Here is a 21,538-nt window from a genome sequence, read left to right on the forward strand (position 1 = left end):
CCGACACGCCGACGCGCCGAACGGGTCAGAGGTGATCGAGCAAAAACCCGGTCTCGACGGTCGCGTCGAACGGCTCGGGCAACATCACGGTCGCCCCGGCCTTCACCCGTTCCGTGAAGGTGTAACGCCCGTCGACCGGCCCGAAGCGCACGATGACGTCGTGCTCCCGCCGGTCGACCGTCAGCATCACCGGCACGTCGGCCCGCGCGAACTCATGGGGCTTTTCCCGCAGGTCGACACGACGTGTGCTGTTCGAGGTCACCTCGACGAACATCCAGACGCCGGACGCGGAAGTCGCGTGCCCATCGCGAAATTCGGCTGTCTTGCGGGTATCGACGACGACGAGGTCGGGCGTACGTTCGGTGCCGATTCCCACCAGAAAGGCAACGCCTTCCAGCACGACGACCTCGGCCGGCAGCAGCGGTTCGAGCAGGTGGCGCAGGCCCGTGACGATCCGGGCGTGCTCCCAGTCGGGTGACGCCTGCATGACCAGGCCGGACGGTGACGCCTCCCAGCGCACAGCCTCGGGAAACTCGTCGGATGCACGCAGTATCCGCAGGGCAGCCAGGCGCCACTTCGCCAGTGGGTCCGTCTCGGTGCCTTCGTCACTCACAAGGTGATCCTCTCGTGGCAGGGGCCCACGAATTGTCACGGGTTCGCGAACCTTCAATTGCATGCCTGCTCCCTGATCTTGTGCTGGGAAATCTCCCTTCGATATTGGTGGATTCCGGCATTCGATCCGCGTCGGCCGCTCACGGATGAGTGGAATCCGACGAGATCCGACACTCCGAGTCGAACGTCCACTATCGTCGCAGGTTTGATCGACAACGCGGGGAGGACACCGGTGCGCTCTCGACCTTCGTTGCCCTGGTCATCCATCGAGCCCGAAGGTGGTTGGACGGCCCAGGATCTCGATCGGCTTCCGCCCGGCGCCCCGCCCCGGGTGGAACTGCTCGACGGGATGCTCGTCGTGCGGTCGCCGCAGTCGTTGCACCATTCGGAGATGGTCGGCCACCTGTTCCGATCCCTCGACGCGCAGGCCCCGGCGGCGCTCACCGTGGTCCGTCGCATGACGGTACGCGTCGGGCCGCGATCCCGGCCGGAGGCGGATGTGTTGGTCGTGCGCACCGACTCCACCACCAACCCGGATCCGACCATGTTTCAGCCGGCCGACGTGCGATTGGTCGTCGAAGTGGTCTCCCCCGACACACTGGCACGCGATCGAGGGATCAAGCCCGCGCTGTACGCACGGAGCGGCATCCCATACTTCTGGCGCGTCGAGCAGGACATGGGGGACCCGACCGTCCACGTCCACCGGCTCGATCCCGCGACGCGTACCTATGTCCCGACCGGCGTGCATCGTGCCGCCGTGAAACTCGATGTGCCGTTCACGGTCGTGGTGAATGTGGCCGCGTTGGCTCACTGAGCGGAACGGGGCTCACCGTCAAGGATTTCCCGGCGCATCCGGGCGCGATAGCGGAGGGTTTCGGCGAGGGTGCGGAAGGCCTTGGGCCATTCGCCGTCGCCTTGGGCGAGGGTGTCGACGCGGGTGACCAGTGACGGGTCCAGGCCGCGGCCGGCCACGTCTCGGGCGCCGCTGAAGCTCCAGGGGTACGCGCCGGACTCGGCCGCCGCGGCGAAGGCGTCCAGGACCGCGTCGCCCAGGGGGAGCGGCCACGGGGTCGGGCAGTTGGTGAGCAGTTGCAGGGCCTCGGACAGGCCGTGCGCGGCGATGTGGCGGGCCACGTGGTCGGCGCACTCGGCCGGCGGCAGCACGGTGAGCAGGCGGGTGGGCGCACCGCGGCCGGCCAGCGCCCGGGCCCAGTCGACGTCGCGCTGGAGCACCGCCGCGCGGGCCCACCCCTCGCGGACGTCCTCGGCGAACCGGCGTGGCAGCGCACGGGCCGCGATCTGCTCGGGGCTCGCCCCGAACACCTCCCGCCACACCGACAGCGGCGTGGCCGCGACGACCTCGCCCAGCCACCACGAGTGGTCCTCGCGTCCGGTCGGCGAGGACCGGTCGATGCCGTCCCGCACCATCGCCTCGTCGCACTCGCCCGGCGGCACCACCAGGATCCGCCCCGCGCCGTCGGGCCGCAGGCAGGCCCGGCCCCGTGCGCTCATCCGGGCCACGAATGCCGATCCGGGCAGCGCGCCGAGGCGTCGCGCCGCGGCCACCCGGACCACCTTGGCCCGATCGTCCAACGCCGCCTCCAGGAACGCCTCGTCGCCCGCCGTCGCCCCGGTGGCCAGCGCGTCGACGAACACCGCGCGGTCCTCGGCCGGTTCGGCCCGCCAGGTCCGGGCCAGCAACTCCCTGGCGCCGTCCGGGTCCGCCGCCCGCAACACCGCGAACGCGGCCAGCCGTTCGCCGAACCGGCCGTGCCGCCACAGATCGATCGGGTCGTCGGGATCCCCGGCCGCGATCCGGGTCAGCCAGGCCCACTCCGGGTTGAGCCCGGCCAGCCAACGCCCCCTCGGACCGGCGAGTTCGGCCACGATCGGCCGCAGGTCGGTGCGCGAGCGGGCCGCGGTCAACAGGCCCGGCAGTTCGGACTCGGGCGCCCGCAGGCCGGCCGTCCGGGCCAGGGCGAGCCATTCCGGCAGGAAGTCCATCCCGTCGCCTTCGAGCAGGATCCGCAACCGCACCCGGGCCGGCTCCGGCACGGACGGTCGCGGGTCCACCTCTGCGCACGGCTCCGGCGGCGCGCCCGCGGGGGCGCGTCGGCCCGCCCGCCGATGCACCATCACGATCGCCGCCAAGTCGAGCAGGCGCACCGCCTCGTCGGTCCGGTCCACGCGCGCGGCCAACTCGCCCAGCGCGCCCTCGGCGGGCCATTCCGCGGCCCTGCGCCGCCCGGTGCCCACCAGTGCCGCCGACACCAGGTCGTCCCACACCGGATCCGCGACCCGCATCCGAACTCCCCTTCCACTCATGGCGATCAGCCCGCCGAAGGTCGGCGACGGCGTCGATCCTCCCGCCCGATCGGGCCGGTTGGCGGCGGACCGATGACAGCAAGGCGGCTACAGCGAGCCGTCGACAGCGGACCGGCTACCGCGGTCCGACTACAGCGGCACGGCTTGGCCCTCGTGCCACGCGGTCACCGGGACGAATCCGCGCGCGCCGTACTCGCCGAACACGGTCAGCCCCGTGCCACCGGACATCGCGGACAACCGCCACAGCGCCTGTTCGCCGGTCCGGGCCCGGTCCACCGGCAACCAGAACCCGTCCGCGCCGGCGATCCGCCACCCCATCGGCTCCGGCACCGCGACCACGTCGGCGAGCACCACCGGCCACGCCTCCAGCCAGGGCTCGCGGCGCAGCGCCTCGGCATAGGCCAGGGTCGCCTCCTCGGGCCCCACGCCGGCCGGCTCCGCACCGGCGGCCGGCTCACCGGTCCGCTCGCCCAGTGCCACCCGCAGCGGCACCGCGTCGTCGTGGAAGGCCGCGTCGGCCTCGATGGTGCGCCCCACGGGCAGGGCCAACTGCGGCGCGCGCCCCTGCGGCCCGAAGGCCAGCACCAGTGCGGGCCGGCCCGACCCGGTGCCGCGCAACCAGATCCGCCGCTCGGTCAGTCCGCCGTCGACGCTGTCCCGACTGCCGAGCACCAGCCACCGATCGTGCACCGCGGTGCCCTGGGCCCGCGCCGCCCGCAGCACGTCCTCCGCGTCGACGGTCCAGCCGATGCGCGCCCGCAGTCCGGACACCAGGGACGGATCCAGGTCGTCGGCGTGTTCGTGGGCGCGCAGGAGCAGCCACAACTCGGCGTAGTCCTCCAGCAGTCGGCCCGGCCAGCCCTCCGCCCCGGACGCGGGTATCGCGCCCGCCGCGCGCAACCGGGCGGCCAGGCCCGGAGCCTTGGCGTCGACCATACGCTCCGCGATGCCGTCCCACATCGCGTATCCCTCACGCTCGGTGCCCGCCAGGCCCTGGTGCACCCGATCGGCCAACCACCGGCGCAACCGCTCGGTGCCCTCGGCGACTTCGGCCGCCCGCCGCTCGGCCCGCCGTCGGGCCGCGGCGGGATCGGCCAGGCCGGCCCGCTCCCGCCGCCCGGCCGCCGGGGCGTCGACCCAGTCGGGCACGCTCGCCCCGACCGGCACCGCGGCCGGATCGTTCGCCCACAGGAGCAGCAGGCCGAGGGCGTGTACGCAGGGAAAGCCCGGTCCGGGACACGAACATCGCCCCGTGGGACCGGCGGGATCGACCACCGTGCGGTAGGCCGTCGTGCCGCCGCCCGACCCCCAGATCGGGCCGCCCGCGGCCGTCGAGGCACCGGTGGCCGACCACGACTCCGGTCTCGCGAGGGCGCTCCCGGCCGTGCGTGCTGCGGCGTCGGGGGCCAGTGCCAACACCCGTTCCGCGGTCCACCGTTGCTGCATGACGGCCACGGTACGGGCCCGCACCGACACGTGTGTGCGAGCCCGTCGAACCCGCGGAGAGCGGCGGGCCGAATGTCCGGATCCGAGCGAAGTACCCGGTCAGGCGGCGGTGGTCGCCACGTGTGCGCGTACCCAGTCGACGATGTCGGTGGTCGGCGCGCCCGGGGTGAACACCGCCGCGACACCGATCCGCCGCAGCTCGGGGACGTCCTCCTCCGGGATGATCCCGCCGCCGAACACCAGGATGTCCTCGGCCTCGCGCTCCTTGAGCAGTTCGATCACCTTGGCGAAGAGCGTCATGTGCGCGCCGGAGAGCACCGACAGACCGATCGCGTCGGCGTCCTCCTGGATGGCCGTCTCGACGATCTGCACCGGGGTCTGGTGCAGCCCGGTGTACACCACCTCGAAGCCCGCGTCGCGCAGTGCGCGCGCGACCACCTTGACCCCACGATCGTGTCCGTCGAGCCCGGGCTTGGCCACGACGATCCTGATCGGTCCGGGAACACCCATCACTGCCTCCATGTACATAGCGAAGCCCTCGCCCGGAGCGTAACCCCCGCTCGGTCGGCGCACGGGCGGCGGTCGACGGCGTCCGCCCGGACGGGTGCCGCCGAGGCGGACCGCATCACCCGCCCGGCCGTCTGACCTGCGGTTCCGATCGCGAGGATTGTCCTGTGAACGTCAAGAGAGCTACAGTCCGTTTCCGACCGGCCCCCGAGACGTAAGGCGACGTAGGTGACGGACGTTCGCTACCCGAGTGCGGAGCAGCAGGCTCGCCACGGGTCGGACACCGAGGGTGCGTATTCCCCCTACGGCTCGTCCGACCCGGCCCACGGCGGCTACGACCAGGGCTACGGGTACGGCGCGAACGCCTACTCGGCCGACCCGAGCGGCGGTTGGCCCGCGGTCGACGCATCGGGTGGCTGGGGTGTACCGGCACCCTCGTACGACGGATACGACACCGGCACCGGCTACCCCGCCGCGGCCGACTACGCATCCGGCGGGTACGCCGCCGTGGACCACTCCGGCACGCAGTACTCCGCCGTCGGCTACGACACGACGGGCCAAGCCTCGGGCGGCTACGACGCCTCGGGATACCAACCCGCCTACGACGCCTCGGGATACGTCCAGGCGCCGGGCCACGACGGCTACGGCTCGTCGGACGGCTACACCGGGTCCTACGACGCCTCCGGCGACCATGCCGCGACCGGCGCCTACGGCTACCCCGCGGTCCAGGACACCGGCTACGGCACGCAGACGCAGACCTGGGCGGTCACCGACACCGCGGTACAGGATCCGGCGCCGGCCCCGTACGTCGACCCCGCGTGGGACGGCGGCTCGAACACCGGTATGTGGTACGCCGCTTCGGACACCGCCGCGTGGGAGTCCGACACCTGGTACTCCCCCGTCCCGGTGCGCGACGACGCCGACAAGTGGTCGGGCGGCAATCGCTCGACGACGGACCTGTTCGACGACGGCGGCACGCGTGCGCCGGTCGAGCCCGCGTTCGATGTCGACGACCATGACCTCAGCGTGCCGGCCCGCACCGACACCGAGGCCGACGCGGACGACGCGCGCGACGAGCGGCGGGTCGAGTCGGCCGGGAAGCCGAAGGCCAAGGCCGCCAAGGAGGCCAAGGAGGCCAAGGAGGCCAAGGAGTCCGCCGACAAGGCCCGGGTGAAGCGCAAACGCGCGTTCCCGCTCACCGCCGGCGCCCCGCTCGCGGTGATGGGCGCGGCGGCGATGGCCGTCGCGGCGGTCGGCGGCCTGCACACCGCGGGCGCCGAGACCAAGGACGCGGACCCGGTGGCCGGCGGCGAGGACCTGCCGCTGATGTCGCCGATGGACAAACAACTGGTGGATCTCCAGGTCGGCGCCGAGGACTTCGCCGAGCGCGCCAGTCGCGCGCAGACCCGGGTCTCGCTCCAGGAGCGCCAGGAACAGGCCCAGCAGGACCAGGAAGCCGAGCGCAAGCGCCGGGAGTCCCTCAGGCCCAAGTACGTGCTCCCGGTCGCCCAGAAGGGCCTCAGCGCCTATTTCGGCTCCTCGGGCTCGCGCTGGGCGCACACCCACACCGGCATCGACTTCCCGGTGGACCTGGGCACCCCGGTGCTCGCGGTGATGGACGGCGTGGTGCGCACGCAGGTGAACACGGCGTACGGGAACATGGTGATCCTGACCGGCAAGGACGGCACCGAGACCTGGTACTGCCACCTGACCCGGGCCAAGATCCGCTCCGGTCCGGTCAAGGCGGGCGACGTGATCGCCTACAGCGGCGACACCGGCAACAGCACCGGCCCCCACCTGCACTTCGAGGTCCGCCCCGGCGGCGGCGCCCCGATCAACCCGCTGCCCTGGCTGCGGGCGAACGGCCTCGACCCGACCTGAGCCCGACGCGCGTCGCGGATCCGGGACCTATCGTGGACGGATGAGCTCATCCGAGGCGCAGTTCACCGCCGAGACCGGCAACCGTGGCGAATTCGTGCGACAGGCCAACCGGTTCACCGGGCAGCCGGAGCCGGAGCGCGGGCGATATCAGCTGGTGGTGTCCCTGGCCTGCCCGTGGGCGCATCGGGCGATCATCGTCCGTCGGCTGCTCGGGCTCGACGACGCACTGGGCCTGTCCGTGGTGGACCCGATCCGGGACGAGCGCGGGTGGCGGTTCACCAACCACCCCGACGGACGCGACCCGGCGACGGGGCTGGCGTTCCTCGCCGACGCCTATCGGGCCAGTGACCCCACGTACGCCGGTCGGGTGACCGTACCCGCGATCATCGACCTGACCACCGGGCACGTGGTCACCAACGACTATCCGCAGATCACCCTCGACCTCTCCACCCGCTGGACCGCGCTGCACCGGGCCGGCGCGCCCGACCTGTACCCCGAGCACCTGCGCGCGGAGATCGACGCGATCAACGCGGACGTGTTCCGGGACGTGAACAACGGCGTGTACCGGTGCGGGTTCGCCACCTCGCAGGACGCCTACGAGGAGGCGTTCGACGCGTTGTTCGCCCGGCTGGACCTGCTGGAGAAGCGGCTCGGCGGGCAACGCTTCCTGGTCGGCGAGTCGATCACCGAGGCGGACATCCGGCTGTTCACCACGCTGGTCCGGTTCGACGCGGTCTACCACGGCCACTTCAAGACCAACCTGCGCAAGCTGACCGAGTACCCGGTCCTGTGGGCCTACGCCCGCGACCTGTTCCAGACCGAAGGCTTCGGGGACACGGTCGACTTCGACCACATCAAGCGCCACTACTACGTCACACACGACGCGATCAACCCGACCGGAATCGTCCCGAAGGGCCCCGACCCGGACCTGTGGCACACCCCACACGACCGCGGCTGAGCACACCCACGGACGCGGCGCGGCGCGGGGGCGCGTACGCGCGAGGGGGCGGGTGGGTTGACAGCCCACCCACCCCCTCGTCATATCGGCCAACCGCGACGGCTACTTGGCCGGGTCGACGGCCGGCGGGGTGTCGTCCGGGTCGTCGTCGGATGCGTCCGAGGAGGCAGCCGCCGGCGCGGCCGAGGATCCGGCCGGTGAGTCCGGCTCGGCCGGCGCTTCGATCACGGCCATGATCTCTGTCTCGTTTTCCGCCTCGACCTCGGCACGGCTCCCGGCCCCGGCACGGGACGTGGCCTCGACGCCGGTTCCGGTCTCGACGCCGGTCTCGACGTTGGACTCGATATCCGTCCCGAGGGCGGCCCCGGCCGCGATGTCGGACTCGGCGTCGGTCCCGGACCGGGGGCCGATCTCGGCGCCAGTCCCGAGGTCGGCCCTGGTCTCGGCGTCGGTCACGGAGGCGGTTCCGGCCTTGGCGCCGGGCTCGACGTCCGTCCCCGGCACCGTGGCGGCCCCGGGGTCGACTGCCGGCCCGGGCTCGGATCCGGTTTTCGGGGTCGGGTTCGTCCCGGTGTTCTCGCCGCGTGCGCCGACGTGTTCGTCGTGCCCGGCTCGGCCCACGAACGCCATGTCGCCCGACTCCGGCGGCGCCACCGGCGCGAAGAACCCGGCCGGCGGCGCGGGCGCGGGCGCAGCGGAGCGGCCGGTCGGCAACATCGACCACAGGGCCCCGGCGAGGCCCGCCAGGCCCACCCCGATCGCCGCGGTGGCCAGCGACCATTCGGGGCTCATCAGCGCGTGACCGCCCGCCCGCAGCAGATACGCGATCGCGATGCCGGTGAACACCACACCCGCGATCAGGGCCATCGGGTCGAAGCGCTGCCTGTTCGTCCTCATCGGGATTCGCCCTCCATCCGGGTCACGCCGTTCCTCGGTGTCGTGTTCATCGCGGCAGCCGTCCGTGGTCGTCGTACAGCAGTTCCACCTGGCCCACGCCGACCTTCAGGTCCAGCGTGATCGTGCCGCGCTCCGGCTGGGAGATCGGCTCCAGCGTCTCGCTCCGGTCCGGCCGCCAGCCGTCGTCGCGACCGCTCATCGTGCGCACGTCGCCGACGTCGGAGCGGCCCTTGAACACCACCCTGACGTCCTTGGGCACCCACACCTGGATCTGCCCGGCGCCCACCGTGGCCTTGACCGTCGCCGCGCGGGCCGGCCCCAGGTCCAGGGTGCGCAGGTCCAGGTCCATGTCGCCGCCGCCGAGGTGGTACGACGCGGGCAGCGCCGCGACCGAGGTCGGGGTGTACGTGCGCTCCCCCCACGGCCCGGTCAGCGGCACGGTGATCGCGGTCAGCCCGGCAAGCAGCGCGGTGAGCGCGAGGGCGGGCAGGATCAGCAGCCGCGCCCGGCCGAACCAGGTACCCGCGAGCAGACCCAGACCGACGACGCCGAGCACGATGGCCACCGCGACGGTGAACGTCACGTCGACCGCGTCGGTGCGGTTGAGCACCCACAGCAGGCCGCCGACCATCGTGGCCACGGACAGCGTGGCCAGCGCCACGTACGAGCGCGGACGCTTCGCGGGCCTGCCCGGCTCGGCCGCGACCGGCTTCGCGGGCGGCCGCCCACCCTCCGGCGCCGAGCCGCCACCGGGCACCTGCCACCACATCGGCGGTCCCGGCGCGGTGTCGCCGGCGGGGGCGGTGTCGACCGGCGCGGGAGCGCTCGCCATCGCCGCGACCCCCGCCGTCCGCGCGGCGGCCTCGGACCTGCGTTTCGTGTCGGTCCAGACCATGAACAGGACCACGGCGGTGATCATCATCAGCGGGACCGACGGGCCGAAGCCCGAGTCCAGGTACGTGAAGAACAAGGCGACCCCCATCACGGCGACCACGGTGGCGGCCGTCGCCCCGCGGTCGAACTTCCCGGAGAGCACCCGGCGCAGCACCGGCTGCTCCTCTCCACGGGCCGGGATCAACAGCCAGCCCAGGCTGTACACCAGTACGCCCACCCCGCCGAAGAGCGACAGCACCGCGAAGACGATGCGGAAGATCACCGGATCGAGGCCGAAATGCTCGCCGAGCCCGCCGCACACGCCGGAGACCATGCGGTCGTCGACGCTGCGCAGGAGCTGGGGTCGAGTGGTCGTCGTCGTGGGCGCCGCGGACGACCCCGGAGGGCCGCCCGGGACGTCGCCGGCCCGGTCGCCGGCCGAGACACCGGGTTTCATGTCGTCGTTCATGGGTCCATCGTGGCGTGCACGCGGCCCCGTTCCCATCGGGCTCCGCCCTGGTCGACCCCTGGTCCGACCCTGAGGGGGAATCAGGGTCGGGCCCTGATGCGCCCGGACTTGCCGGCGTGTGACGATCGGTCGTGTGACCGCCGTATATCCGCCCCCCGCCGCGCCGAACCGGCCCGCGTACCCGACGCCGAAGCTCCGCCGCGCCGCGTCCCACCGGTTCGCCGGCGGCGTCGCGCGCGGCCTGGCCGAGCACCTCGGCGTCGAGGTGGTGGTGCTGCGCGTCGCCTTCGTCGCGCTCGCGTTCTTCGCGGGCCTGGGCGTGGTCCTGTACGCGGCCTTTTGGATCTTCGTACCGCAGAGCGTGACCGACGCCGCCCCGCCGAGCCGCGAGCGCGGCCGGGAGCGGCATCAAGCGCTCGCGCTGATCATCGTGCTGATCGCGGCGACCATGCTCACCGGGCTCGGGACCGACACCGACACCGGTTCCGGCGACTGGTTGTGGCCGCTGCTCGTGGCCGGGCCCGGGGTGATCCTGCTGTGGCGTCAGGCCGACGAGTCGCAGCGGCAGCGCTGGTTCTCGCTGGACGGGCGCAGCCGGGTGGGGGGTTGGCTGCGCGCCCTGATCGGCGCCACGCTGGTGGTCGCGGGCCTGATCTTCTTCTCGCTCGGCCGCGGCGGTATCGGCGACGCGCTGGCCGCGATGCGCGGGGCGGGCCTGCTCCTGGTCGGCCTACTGGTCATCTTCGGCCCGTATCTGCTGCGGCAGACCCGCGAGCTGGGCGCCGAGCGCCGGGCCCGCATCCGGGCCCAGGAGCGGGCGGAGGTGGCCGCGCACGTGCACGACTCGGTGCTGCACACGCTGACCCTGATCCAGCGCCAGGTGGAGGACCCGCGCGAGGTGGCCCGGCTGGCCCGGGCGCAGGAGCGCGAGTTGCGGGCCTGGTTGTACCGCCCCGACGGCGAGGAGCCGGACCGCACCTTCGCCGCCGCACTGCGCGGGGTCGCCGCCGAGGTGGAGGACGCGCACGGGGTGTCGATCGAGATCGTGTGCGTGGGCGACTGCCCGGTCGACGACCGGCTCTCCGCACTGATCGCCGCCGCGCGCGAGGCGATGGTGAACGCGGCGAAGTACGCGGGCGGCGCGGCGATCTCGGTGTTCGGCGAGGCCGACGAGGACACGGTCACGGTGTTCGTCCGCGACCGCGGACCCGGTTTCGACCCCGACTCCGTACCCGCCGACCGGCTGGGTGTGCGAGAGTCCGTGCTCGGGCGCATGCGCCGCAACGGGGGCGCCGCGAACATCCGCAGCGAACCCGGCGAGGGCACCGAGGTCGAGCTGGAGATGCGCCGCGCCGACGCCGGCCGGTCCGCTGTGGGAAGGACGAACACGTGAACACCACCGAGACGAGTAGCGCACCCGTCGAGGGCACGCCCCGCACCCGGGTGGTCCTCGTCGACGACCACCGGATGTTCCGCACCGGCGTGCGTGCCGAGATCGGCGAGGCGGTCGAGGTGGTCGGCGAGGCCGACGACGTGGCGAGCGCGGTGGCCGTGGTCACCGAGACCCGCCCCGAGGTGGTCCTGCTCGACGTGCACCTGCCCGGCGGCGGCGGGGTCGAGGTGTTGCGCCGGTGCGCGTCGCTGATCCCGGCGGTGCGCTTCCTGGCGCTGTCCGTGTCCGACGCCGCGGAGGACGTGATCGGGGTGATCCGGGGCGGCGCCCGGGGCTATGTGACCAAGTCGATCACCGGCGACGAACTGATCCGCGCGATCGGCCGGGTCGGCGAGGGCGACGCGGTGTTCTCGCCGCGCCTGGCGGGCTTCGTACTGGACGCGTTCGCGGCCACCGACGTGCCGCCGATCGACGAGGACCTGGACCGGCTCACCCAGCGCGAGCGCGAGGTGCTGCGGCTGATCGCGCGCGGCTACGCCTACAAGGAGATCGCCCGCCGACTGGTCATCTCGGTCAAGACGGTGGAGACCCATGTCTCCGCCGTGCTGCGCAAGTTGCAGTTGTCCAACCGGCACGAGCTGACCCGCTGGGCGACGGACCGGCGACTGGTCTGAGCCGGGCGACCGGCGACACGCGCGAAGGCGCCCTCCCGCGACGGGAGGGCGCCTTCGTACGTGTGACGGGGTCCGCCGGGCCTAGCCGGGTCGGATGGCCGCGTAGAACGGCATCGAGTCGACCGGCGCCTCGGTCACGGTCTTGCCGGGACGCGGGGCGTGGATGATCTTGCCGTTGCCGATGTACAGGCCCACGTGCCGGTTGTCCGAGTAGAAGAACACCAGGTCGCCCGGCTGGAGCGAGCCCTTGGCGACGCGCGGACCGTCGTTGACCTGGGTCCAGGTCGTCCGGGTCAGGCGCACGCCCGCGGCCTTCCAGGACGCCTGGGTCAGGCCCGAGCAGTCGTAGGAGCCGGGGCCCTCGGCGCCGGAGACGTACGGCTTGCCGATCTGGGACCGCGCGAACGCGATCGCCGCCGCGGCCCGGCCGGAGGCCGGCACGTTGGTCGTCGGCGTGGTGTCCTGCTTGTCCCGCGAACTGCGGTCGTTGGCACGCGTGTCGTTCGCGTGCTCGTCCGAGTCGAGGACTTCCTTCTGCTGCTGCGCGGTGAGCGTGTTCAGCAGGCGCTGTGCCTCGGTGAGCTTGGCCTGGATGTCGGTCTTGTTCTTGTTCAGGTCGGTGCGCAGCTTCTCCAGTTCCGCGAGCTGCGAGGAGGCCTCGGTGCGGTCCTGCTGGAGAACTCGGGCCTGCGCCGCGATCTGCTTCAGCTTGGCGGCCTGCTGGCCGTCGAGCTGGGACATCATCTGCGACTTCTGCAGGTATCCCTCGGGGTCGCCGCTGAGCGCGAGCGAGAGGGACGGCGGGAGGCCGCCGCTGCGGTACTGGTTGGCCGCCAAGACGCCGATCTGGTCGCGCAGGGCGTTCAGCGCGGCCTGTTCCTCGGTGATCCGGGCCTGGGTCTGGTTCGCGGTGCCCTGCTGCTTCTCGATCTGCTCCTCGACGCCGTTGGCGGCGTCGGTGGCCTTGATCACGTCACTGTGCAGCTGGTTGACGCGGTCCTTGGTCTGCTGGAACGACTGCGCGGGGTCCGCGCTCGCGGTGCCGGCGAAGGTCATCACACCGGTCATCGTCGCGGCGGCCGTGACCACGGTCGCGGCGGTACGCACGGCGGTACGCGGCTTGGGCTTGCGGTGTTGCCCGGGTCGACGTTGGGACGCCACTGGTGGCGGGTCTCCTTCCTCGGCCGCCTACCGGGTTAGCTGACGGGTTCGGGCGGAAGAAGGCGCCCTACGGTGCCGGAGCACCGATTCACCCCAAGGGACTGCGAGGGTCCCCGGTTCCGGCTTCGCGTCGCGACGACCGTGGTTGCCCACCGTCACCGAAACCCGTCACCGAATTCGGCGGAGGCGATCGTGTCGACCGGGTGGCCGACCTCGAGCCGATCGCCTGCCGCAGAACACTAGTCACACGCGTGTCAGGACCATCACCATCGGCCTTCACATTGCCAAAACTTTACCAATGTCACCGTTTCCATCTCCGCGTATCACGGGAAAAGCGCCCGAATTCCCTAAAGTCGATCTTGATCCCTTTTGGCGATCTTTAATGGCATTCGACCGATGGAGAGGCGTGGATCGCCGCCGGCTAGGCTGCCGGACGGCGGCGGGACTCCGGCATGGGCGCCGAGAACGCCGGCCGGATGCCCGCCGGGGCGATGATCGACGAGGGGTTGTACGACGTGGACGTTCTGCGGCAGATCCTGCTGGTGCTGCACATCGTGGGCATCGCGGCCCTGCTCGGCGGCTTCCTCACCCAGATGTCCGCGCTGCGTACCGGCGACGTACGGATCGTGCCGGCGATGACGCACGGCGCGCTGACCATGCTCGTCACCGGCCTGGCCCTGGTGGGCGTGGTGCAGTCCGGCCTGGACCGCGACGTGGACACCGCCAAGATCGGCACCAAGCTCGGGATCCTGCTGGTCATCCTGTTGCTGGTGTGGGGCAACCGCGCCGCGGACCGGGTGTCCGCACGCGTCCTCGGCGCGATCGGCCTGCTGACCGTGGCGAACATCGCCATCGCCGTGATGTGGACCTGAGCCGCCGGTCCCGCCGCTAGCGGGTGTCCACCACCCGGAACACCTCGGCCATACGCCCGGCGCCCAGTTCGAACCGCGCCGCGTTGCCCTCCAGCATCGACACCACGTGCTCGCGCAGCTCCGGCAGATGGCCCGTCTGGCTCTCGTGCGACAGCAGCGCCGCGATCTTGCGCTCGAACACCTCCGTCACGTCCACCGCGTGGTTCGGCGCCGCGGTCGGCGACAGCCAGGTCTCCGGCACCGTCCACTCCTTCAGCCCCTCCGCCTCCAGCAGCTCGGGGTGGGCGAACGGGTTGCGCGCGTCCGGATAGATCGCCCGCATCGCCGCCTCGCCGGCCTCCAGGTGATCGGGGTGGCTGGGCGCCAGCCGGGCCCAGTCCCGCTCCGGACTCGGGATCACCATGCGCTGCGGGCGCACCTGTCGGATCACCCGGCTGATGTCGCGCCGCAGTTCCATGGAGGCCGCCACGCGCCCGTCCGGATACCCCAGCCAGTACAGCTGCCGCACCCCCACATGCGCCGCCGCCGCGCTCTGCTCGGCCCGCCGGATCCCGCCGATCTCCGACCGGGGCACCGCCGGATCGAACCCGCCCGCGTCCCCGTCGGTGACCAGGCAGTAGCTCACCTCGATGCCCGCCTCGGTCCACGTGGCGACCGTCCCCGCCGCCCCGAAGTCGATGTCGTCCGGGTGCGCGGCCAGCACCAGGATCCGCTCCACGTCGCGATCGTCCAGCACGATGTACTCCCTTGACGGTCGACCCGATGTCCGACGGGGCGAAGATGGTTGTCGGCGCAATGATCCCTGCCCGCGACAACGGCCCGGGCACGACCCGCCCGACACCCACCTAGACTCGGGGAACGATGAGCAGCCTCTTCGACGACATCCCCCTGCCCGGTTTCGACACCGCGGCCAAGAAGTCCCCCGCCGGCTCCGCGGACGAGATCCCGCTGCCGCCCGAGCCGGACGAGAACCACGTGTACGGCCTGCCGGAGGACTATCCGGACGACCTGTACGAGGGGCAGTACGCACCGCCGCCCGAGCCACGCGACGCCTACTACCGCAACGGCGCCCCGCGCCCCGTGGTGGACCCGGCCCGGCTGCTCGACGGGATGAACCCGCAACAGCGCGCCGCGGTCGTGCACGAGGGGTCCCCGCTGCTCATCGTGGCGGGCGCGGGCTCCGGCAAGACCCGCGTGCTGACCCACCGCATCGCCCACCTGCTCGCCTCCCGCCACGTACACCCCGGCGAGATCCTGGCGATCACCTTCACCAACAAGGCCGCCGCCGAGATGCGCGAGCGGGTCGAGGCGCTGGTCGGGCCGCGCACCAAGGCGATGTGGGTATCCACCTTCCACTCGGCCTGCGTACGCATCCTGCGGCAGCAGTACAAGAAGCTCGGCATGAGCTCCTCGTTCTCCATCTACGACTCGGCCGACCAGCAGCGGCTGATGGCAATGGTCTGCCGCGACCTGGATCTGGACCCGAAGAAGTTCCCGCCGCGCAAGTTCAACGCGCAGGTGTCCAACCTCAAGAACGAACTGATCGACCACGAGGACTTCGCGGCCAAGGCGATCAACGAGTCCGAGCGCATACTGGCGCAGGCCTACACGATGTACCAGGAGCGGCTGCGCCAGGCCAACGCGCTCGACTTCGACGACCTGATCATGACCACGGTGCACCTGCTCCAGGCGTTCCCGGACGTCGCGGAGCACTACCGGCGACGCTTCCGGCACGTGCTGGTGGACGAGTACCAGGACACCAACCACGCGCAGTACACGCTGGTGCGCGAACTGGTCGGCGGCGCGGCCGGCAGCGGCCCGCGCCTGACGGTGGACGGCGAGTTGGTCAACCCCGCCGAGGCCGGGCTCGTCGGGCTCGAACCGGCCGAGTTGTGTGTGGTCGGCGACGCGGACCAGTCGATCTACGCGTTCCGCGGCGCGACCATCCGCAACATCCTCGACTTCGAGGCCGACTACCCGAACGCCACCACGATCCTGCTGGAGCAGAACTACCGCTCCACGCAGACCATCCTGAGCGCGGCCAACGCGGTGATCGAGCGCAACAGCAACCGACGCGCGAAGAACCTGTGGACCGACGCCGGCGCCGGCACTCCCATCGTCGGCTACGTCGCGGACGACGAGCACGACGAGGCGCAGTTCGTCGCCGACGAGGTGGACCGCCTCACCGACGCGGGCCACACCAAGCCGGGACAGGTCGCGGTGTTCTACCGGACCAACGCCCAGTCCCGCGTCTTCGAGGAAGTCTTCATCCGGGTCGGCCTGCCGTACAAGGTCGTCGGCGGCGTGCGCTTCTACGAGCGCCGCGAGGTCCGCGACGTGCTCGCCTACCTGCGCCTGCTGGCCAACCCCGACGACACCGTCTCGCTGCGTCGGATCCTGAACGTGCCCAAGCGCGGCATCGGCGACCGGGCCGAAGCGTGCCTGGACGTGCTCGCGACCCGCGACCGCATCCCGTTCGCCCAGGCGCTGCGCCGCGCCGACGACGCGCCGGGCCTGGCCAAGCGCTCGGCCAACGCGGTCAAGGGATTCGTCCGGCTCCTGGACGACCTCACCGCGGTGGTGGACGGCGGCGCGGGTCCCGCGACCGTCCTGGAGGCGATCCTGGAACAAAGCGGCTACCTCGCCGAGTTGCAGGCGTCCAGCGACCCGCAGGACGAGACCCGGATCGAGAACCTTCAGGAACTCGCGGCGGTGGCACTGGAGTTCGAGCAGGCCCAGGCGCAGGAGGGCGGCTCGGGCACGCTCGCCGACTTCCTGGAGCGGGTCTCGCTCGTGGCCGACTCCGACCAGATCCCCACCGACGCCGAGGACGGCGGCGTGGTCACCCTGATGACCCTGCACACCGCCAAGGGCCTGGAGTTCCCCACGGTGTTCCTCACCGGCCTGGAGGACGGCGTCTTCCCGCACATGCGCTCGCTCGGCGACGCAAAGGAGCTGGAGGAGGAGCGCCGGCTGGCCTACGTGGGCATCACCCGCGCCCGCGAGCGGCTCTACGTCACGCTGGCGAAGATGCGCAGCGCGTGGGGCGCGCCGTCGTACAACCCGCCGTCGCGCTTCCTGACCGAACTGCCGGAGAAGCTGGTCGACTGGCGCGGCACCTCGCCGTCGGCGGCCAAGGCGATGTCGGCGACGAAGTCGACGGTCGGCTCGCGCGGCGGCTTCGGCAAGGGCGCGCAGATCAAGGAACGCCCGGCCATCGCGCTGTCCCCGGGCGATCGGGTCACCCACGACAAGTTCGGCCTGGGCACGGTGGTGTCCACCGCCGAGAGCGGTGACAAGGCGAAGGCCACCATCGATTTCGGCGCCGGCGGCGAGAAGACCCTGCTGCTGCGCTACGCGCCGGTGCAGAAGTTGTAGCGCCGCTCGCGTCCGGACGAGAGCGGGCCGGGTCGATTCCCTCGACCCGGCCCGCTTGCGTGTTCCGCTCCGCTCAGCCCGCGATCTGGATCTCGTACGGTGCCGACTCCACGCCGGAGGCGGACACCACGCACAACTCCACCCGGCCCGGCTCCACGTCGACCGGGACCGGGACGACCACGCACGCGTCGGAGGGGTTGGCGAAGCCGGTCTCGGCCGGGATCAGCGGGGCGTGCACGTGGACCGCGCCGAACTTGACCACCACGCGCGCCAGCAGGTCCGCCTCGTGCGAGCCGCCCGCCGCCAGGTTGATCCCGCGCACCTCGATGTCGTCGCCCTGGCGGACCGCGGAGTCCAGGTCGCCGCGTGTGCGCACGCGCACCACGGACAGGATCACCGGGCGGTCGTTCTCCGCCAGCTTGCCGGCGAGGTAGGTGACCACCGAGACCACCGCGAGCGCGACCAGCGTGGCCGGGATGTCCGGGAGCCGATCGGGGTCGCGGGCCAGACCGACCACGACGAAGCCGACCGCGACCAGGTTGACCAGGACGTACTGGGCGTCCACGAACGAGGCTCGGCCCGCGTCGTCGGTGACCAGGTCGCGCAGCGCCGCCTGGTCCGCGCGGAGCTTTTGCAGCACCCGACGGCCGACCTTGTCGCCGACGATCCGGCGTACCGCCACCGCGGCGAGCAGCGGCGCGGCCACCAGCGTGATCTGGTCGAGCGCGACGTCACCCAGCCGATCGAGCAGCCGGTCCCGCTGTCCGTCCCCGGAAGCCGCGGCGAGCCGCATGCCCAGGAAGGCGAAGCAGTACATCAGCGCCACCATCCACAACGCGGCGACCGCCTTGGAGGTGGACAGGCGCCCGTCCAGGCCCCGTACGGGCGCGAACACGCCGCCCTGCGCCCGGGCGGCCCAGCCGACCACGCTGAGCGCTCCGGCGACCACCACGGCCGCCACGATCCCGGCGGTGCGCGAGCCGGTCCAGCCCGCGCCGATCGCGGTCAGCGCCTGCACCAGGACGAGCACGGCGACCAGCAACCACAGCACGATCAGCGCACGACCGCCGAGCACCTGCAGCCAGGCCCGCCCCTGGGCCCGCCGTATGTTGGCCAAGTCCTGGGCCTTGCCCCGCAGTTCGTCGGAGATCCACTGGCGCGCGCCGCCGTCGGAGTGGGCGACCGCCGAGGGCACGCCCTCCTTGCGGGCGAGCGCCCGCCGCAGCGTCTCGAAATCGGCGACGGTCCTGCGGTATTCCTCCCGGACCACGCAATGACAGTCCGGTCCGTGCACACCGACACCGTGCGCCACTTCGCCACGCCCTCCCCACCACCACATACGAACGTGCTCGTTCAGCGGCACATTGTGCCGCATCCGAGAGGGCCGTACCGGCCCGGTCCGGCGATCGCGCGCAATCTCGATCGAAGACCCGCCGCGAGGCCAACCCCCGTGTCCCGCAAGGCGTCCCGCCGGCTCGTCGACCCGGCCGCGGCGGGCTCCGGGAACGCCGCCGGCCCCCGTCCGAAATCGGGCGGAGGCCGGCGAAAGCACGTGCGATCGAGGGGGTCGACCCGGATCGAGCGCGCCGAGCGGAAGGACGCGGGAGGCTACTCCCACTCGATGGTGCCCGGGGGCTTGCTCGTCACGTCGAGGGTGACGCGGTTGATCTCCCGGACCTCGTTGGTGATCCGGTTGGAGATCCGGGCCAGCAGGTCGTAGGGCAGGCGCGACCAGTCGGCGGTCATGGCGTCCTCCGAGGACACCGGACGCAGCACGATCGGGTGGCCGTAGGTGCGGCCGTCGCCCTGGACGCCGACCGAGCGCACGTCGGCGAGCAGCACCACGGGGCACTGCCAGATCTCCCGGTCGAGCCCGGCCCGGGACAACTCCTCGCGGGCGATCGCGTCCGCCTCGCGCAGGATCTCCAGCCGGTCGGCGGTGACCTCGCCAATGATCCGGATCCCCAGGCCGGGGCCCGGGAACGGCTGCCGCCACACGATCTCCGACGGCAGGCCCAACTGCTCGCCGACCGCGCGCACCTCGTCCTTGAACAACTTGCGCAGCGGCTCGATCAGCTTGAACTGGAGGTCTTCGGGCAGCCCGCCGACGTTGTGGTGCGACTTGATGTTCGCCGTGCCGGTGCCGCCGCCGGACTCGACCACGTCCGGGTAGAGCGTGCCCTGGACCAGGAACTCGACCTCCTCGCCGTGCGCGCCCGCCTCGGCGACCACCTCGGCGGCGGCCTGCTCGAAGACCCGGATGAACTCGCGCCCGATGATCTTCCGCTTCTCCTCGGGGTCGGTCACCCCGGCGAGCGCGGTCAGGAACCGTTCCTGGGCGTTGACCACCTTCAGCGAGACCCCGGTGGCCGCCACGTAGTCCCGCTCGACCTGCTCGGGCTCGTCCTTGCGCAGCAGACCGTGGTCGACGAACACGCAGGTGAGCTTGTCGCCCACGGCGCGCTGGACCAAGGCCGCGGCGACCGCGGAGTCGACCCCGCCGGACAGGCCGCAGATCACGTGCTTGTCGCCGACCTGCTCACGGATCAGCTCGACCTGCTCCTCGACGATGTTGACCATCGTCCAGTTCGCCGCGAGCTTCGCGCCCACCTTCAGGAAGCGCTCCAGGATGGCCTGACCGTGCTCGCTGTGCATCACCTCGGGGTGGTACTGCACGCCGTACAGCCGCGCCTCGTCGTTCTCGATCGCGGCGACCGGCGCGCCCGCGCTGGTCGCGGTGACCGCGAAGCCGGCCGGCGCGGCGGAGACCGAGTCGCCGTGCGACATCCACACCGACAGGTCGGTGGGCAGTCCGTCGAACAGGGTGCTTCGGGTGCCGGTCACAGTCAGCGGGGTGGCGCCGAACTCGGCGAGACCGGTCTTCTCGACCACCCCGCCCAGGGTCTGCGCCATGGCCTGGAAGCCGTAGCAGATGCCGAGCACCGGGACGCCGGCCGTGAACAGCGCCGGGTCGATGCTGGGCGCCTCGTCCGCGTACACCGAGGAGGGGCCGCCGGACAGGATGATCGCGGCCGGGCGCTTCGCGAGCATCTCCGGCACGGACATGCTGTGCGGCACGATCTCGCTGTATACGCGCGCCTCGCGCACCCGGCGGGCGATGAGCTGGGCGTACTGGGCGCCGAAGTCGACGACGAGGACGGTTTCGGTGCCGCCTCCGTCCGGGCTGGCAAAGGTCACGAGGGGCCTTCCGGCGAAGCGAAAAAGGGGTGTACGCCGATTCTACCGGCGTCGCGCGGGTGACCCCGGCTGGTGTCCGCTCCCGCCGTCGCGGCATACTGACGCCATGTCCTCGTTCGGCGTGACGCGCAGCTTTACCTATGGCACCGGGATCCCCGGCGCCGCCGTCACCGCCTGAACGCAGCACACCACAGGCAGACGAAGACGCCCCGGGTCCGGTACCCGGGGCGTCTTCGCGTTCGTGTCGAGGCCCCGGATCCGACCCCTTCCGGAGAGCAGGCCGCATGGACGACACCACCACCCCGCCGCAGGCACCCGAGGACGTGATCGGCGCGGGCCGCGCCCGCATCGACGACCTCGATCGGCGGATCATCGCGCTGATCACCGAGCGGGTGGACATCTCCGCCGAGATCCAGCGGGTCCGCGTCACGTCGGGCGGCGCCCGCGTGCAACTGTCCCGCGAGATGGAGGTCATCGCCCGGTACCGCGAGGGACTGGGCAAGCCGGGCACCACCGTCGCGCTGACCCTTCTGGAGTTGTGCCGCGGTCGGGTCGGCCCCCGGGCGTAACCTCATCGCGCCGGCGGTCGTTGTGACTGATGGCCGGCCCGCTTCATGCGCGGGCCGGGCACCGCAAGGCCGCCGACGCGATGAGGCGCGCTCACCAGTGCGCCGTGGGACCTCGCGTTGGTGCCGTGACCGGGACGCAGGGGACAGCAACCGGTCACAACCCCGCCGGCGGCCGGTGTCGGGGACGCCCGACACCGGCCGCCGCGCCGTGGGTCGATCCACGGATCGACCCCCGCGCGGCGGGGCGCGGCGGGGCCCCGTCACCACGAATCCCACGCACCCCGCAAGCTGCCCCACGGGGATCATTGACACCAAAGCCGCCGGC

Annotated in this window: 18 protein-coding genes and 1 riboswitch; of the genes, 8 read left to right on the forward strand and 10 right to left on the reverse strand. The window is 72.0% G+C overall.

Going from position 1 to position 21,538, the window contains the following annotated elements; genetic code table 11:
* Positions 1-25: 25 nt before the first annotated feature.
* On the reverse strand, positions 26-613 hold the full coding sequence (locus ACFXKZ_RS32850; protein ID WP_380005304.1) for a Uma2 family endonuclease: 588 nt from the start codon (positions 611-613) through the stop codon (positions 26-28).
* A 3-nt stretch (positions 614-616) separates the two neighbouring features.
* Here ACFXKZ_RS32850 and ACFXKZ_RS32855 point away from each other — a divergent pair, with 3 nt between their 5' ends.
* Positions 617-1,426, forward strand: a complete 810-nt coding sequence (locus ACFXKZ_RS32855; protein ID WP_380005306.1) for a Uma2 family endonuclease — start codon at positions 617-619, stop codon at positions 1,424-1,426.
* On the opposite strand, the gene ACFXKZ_RS32860 is transcribed toward ACFXKZ_RS32855, so the two are convergent.
* From ACFXKZ_RS32860 to ACFXKZ_RS32870, 3 genes are all read right to left on the reverse strand, one after another.
* Positions 1,420-2,916: a DUF5691 domain-containing protein gene (locus tag ACFXKZ_RS32860; protein ID WP_380005308.1), complete on the reverse strand. Its 1,497-nt coding sequence runs from the start codon at positions 2,914-2,916 to the stop codon at positions 1,420-1,422. The genes ACFXKZ_RS32855 and ACFXKZ_RS32860 overlap by 7 nt on opposite strands.
* 150 nt (positions 2,917-3,066) lie before the next feature.
* Complete coding sequence (locus ACFXKZ_RS32865; RefSeq protein WP_380005310.1) at positions 3,067-4,383, reverse strand: SWIM zinc finger family protein; 1,317 nt, start codon at positions 4,381-4,383, stop codon at positions 3,067-3,069.
* A 99-nt stretch (positions 4,384-4,482) separates the two neighbouring features.
* Positions 4,483-4,893 (reverse strand): cobalamin B12-binding domain-containing protein, encoded by a 411-nt coding sequence (locus ACFXKZ_RS32870; protein ID WP_078975670.1) that lies wholly within the window; start codon positions 4,891-4,893, stop codon positions 4,483-4,485.
* A 225-nt stretch (positions 4,894-5,118) separates the two neighbouring features.
* Between ACFXKZ_RS32870 and ACFXKZ_RS32875 the strand changes: the two genes are divergently transcribed.
* Positions 5,119-6,771, forward strand: coding sequence for a peptidoglycan DD-metalloendopeptidase family protein (locus ACFXKZ_RS32875; RefSeq protein ID WP_380005313.1), 1,653 nt, complete (start codon positions 5,119-5,121; stop codon positions 6,769-6,771).
* Positions 6,772-6,811: 40 nt separating this feature from the next.
* Positions 6,812-7,729, forward strand: a complete 918-nt coding sequence (locus ACFXKZ_RS32880; RefSeq protein ID WP_380005315.1) for a glutathione S-transferase family protein — start codon at positions 6,812-6,814, stop codon at positions 7,727-7,729.
* Positions 7,730-7,831: 102 nt separating this feature from the next.
* On the opposite strand, the gene ACFXKZ_RS32885 is transcribed toward ACFXKZ_RS32880, so the two are convergent.
* Entirely contained in the window at positions 7,832-8,626 is a 795-nt protein-coding gene (locus ACFXKZ_RS32885; RefSeq protein ID WP_380005317.1) for a hypothetical protein, read from the reverse strand.
* A 46-nt stretch (positions 8,627-8,672) separates the two neighbouring features.
* Complete coding sequence (locus ACFXKZ_RS32890; protein ID WP_380005319.1) at positions 8,673-9,968, reverse strand: PspC domain-containing protein; 1,296 nt, start codon at positions 9,966-9,968, stop codon at positions 8,673-8,675.
* A 133-nt stretch (positions 9,969-10,101) separates the two neighbouring features.
* On the opposite strand from ACFXKZ_RS32890, the gene ACFXKZ_RS32895 reads away from it, so the two are divergent.
* Positions 10,102-11,361, forward strand: a complete 1,260-nt coding sequence (locus ACFXKZ_RS32895) for a PspC domain-containing protein (protein ID WP_380005321.1) — start codon at positions 10,102-10,104, stop codon at positions 11,359-11,361.
* On the forward strand, positions 11,358-12,035 hold the full coding sequence (locus tag ACFXKZ_RS32900) for a LuxR C-terminal-related transcriptional regulator (RefSeq protein WP_380005324.1): 678 nt from the start codon (positions 11,358-11,360) through the stop codon (positions 12,033-12,035). The genes ACFXKZ_RS32895 and ACFXKZ_RS32900 overlap by 4 nt, the downstream gene beginning before the upstream one ends.
* 81 nt (positions 12,036-12,116) lie before the next feature.
* Here the strand turns inward: ACFXKZ_RS32900 and ACFXKZ_RS32905 are convergent, their stop codons facing one another.
* Complete coding sequence (locus tag ACFXKZ_RS32905; RefSeq protein ID WP_380005326.1) at positions 12,117-13,196, reverse strand: NlpC/P60 family protein; 1,080 nt, start codon at positions 13,194-13,196, stop codon at positions 12,117-12,119.
* 9 nt (positions 13,197-13,205) lie between these two features.
* A riboswitch (cyclic di-AMP (ydaO/yuaA leader) is annotated at positions 13,206-13,344 on the reverse strand.
* Between the two features lie 367 nt (positions 13,345-13,711).
* Between ACFXKZ_RS32905 and ACFXKZ_RS32910 the strand changes: the two genes are divergently transcribed.
* A complete protein-coding gene (locus tag ACFXKZ_RS32910) occupies positions 13,712-14,068 on the forward strand; it encodes a hypothetical protein (RefSeq protein ID WP_380005585.1) in 357 nt (118 codons plus the stop codon).
* A gap of 16 nt (positions 14,069-14,084) precedes the next feature.
* Here the strand turns inward: ACFXKZ_RS32910 and ACFXKZ_RS32915 are convergent, their stop codons facing one another.
* Positions 14,085-14,804: a PIG-L deacetylase family protein gene (locus tag ACFXKZ_RS32915; protein ID WP_380005328.1), complete on the reverse strand. Its 720-nt coding sequence runs from the start codon at positions 14,802-14,804 to the stop codon at positions 14,085-14,087.
* A gap of 125 nt (positions 14,805-14,929) precedes the next feature.
* On the opposite strand from ACFXKZ_RS32915, the gene pcrA reads away from it, so the two are divergent.
* Positions 14,930-17,446 carry a DNA helicase PcrA gene (pcrA, locus tag ACFXKZ_RS32920; RefSeq protein ID WP_380005330.1) on the forward strand — a complete coding sequence of 839 codons (2,517 nt, stop codon included), beginning with the start codon at positions 14,930-14,932 and terminating at the stop codon, positions 17,444-17,446.
* Positions 17,447-17,519: 73 nt separating this feature from the next.
* On the opposite strand, the gene ACFXKZ_RS32925 is transcribed toward pcrA, so the two are convergent.
* A complete protein-coding gene (locus ACFXKZ_RS32925) occupies positions 17,520-18,716 on the reverse strand; it encodes a hypothetical protein (RefSeq protein ID WP_380005332.1) in 1,197 nt (398 codons plus the stop codon).
* Between the two features lie 338 nt (positions 18,717-19,054).
* Complete coding sequence (gene guaA, locus ACFXKZ_RS32930; protein WP_380005334.1) at positions 19,055-20,644, reverse strand: glutamine-hydrolyzing GMP synthase; 1,590 nt, start codon at positions 20,642-20,644, stop codon at positions 19,055-19,057.
* A 284-nt stretch (positions 20,645-20,928) separates the two neighbouring features.
* Here guaA and ACFXKZ_RS32935 point away from each other — a divergent pair, with 284 nt between their 5' ends.
* Positions 20,929-21,213: a chorismate mutase gene (locus tag ACFXKZ_RS32935; RefSeq protein ID WP_380005336.1), complete on the forward strand. Its 285-nt coding sequence runs from the start codon at positions 20,929-20,931 to the stop codon at positions 21,211-21,213.
* The last annotated feature ends 325 nt before the right edge of the window (positions 21,214-21,538 follow it).

The organism is Embleya sp. NPDC059237 (genome assembly GCF_042754105.1).
Lineage (GTDB): Bacteria > Actinomycetota > Actinomycetes > Streptomycetales > Streptomycetaceae > Embleya.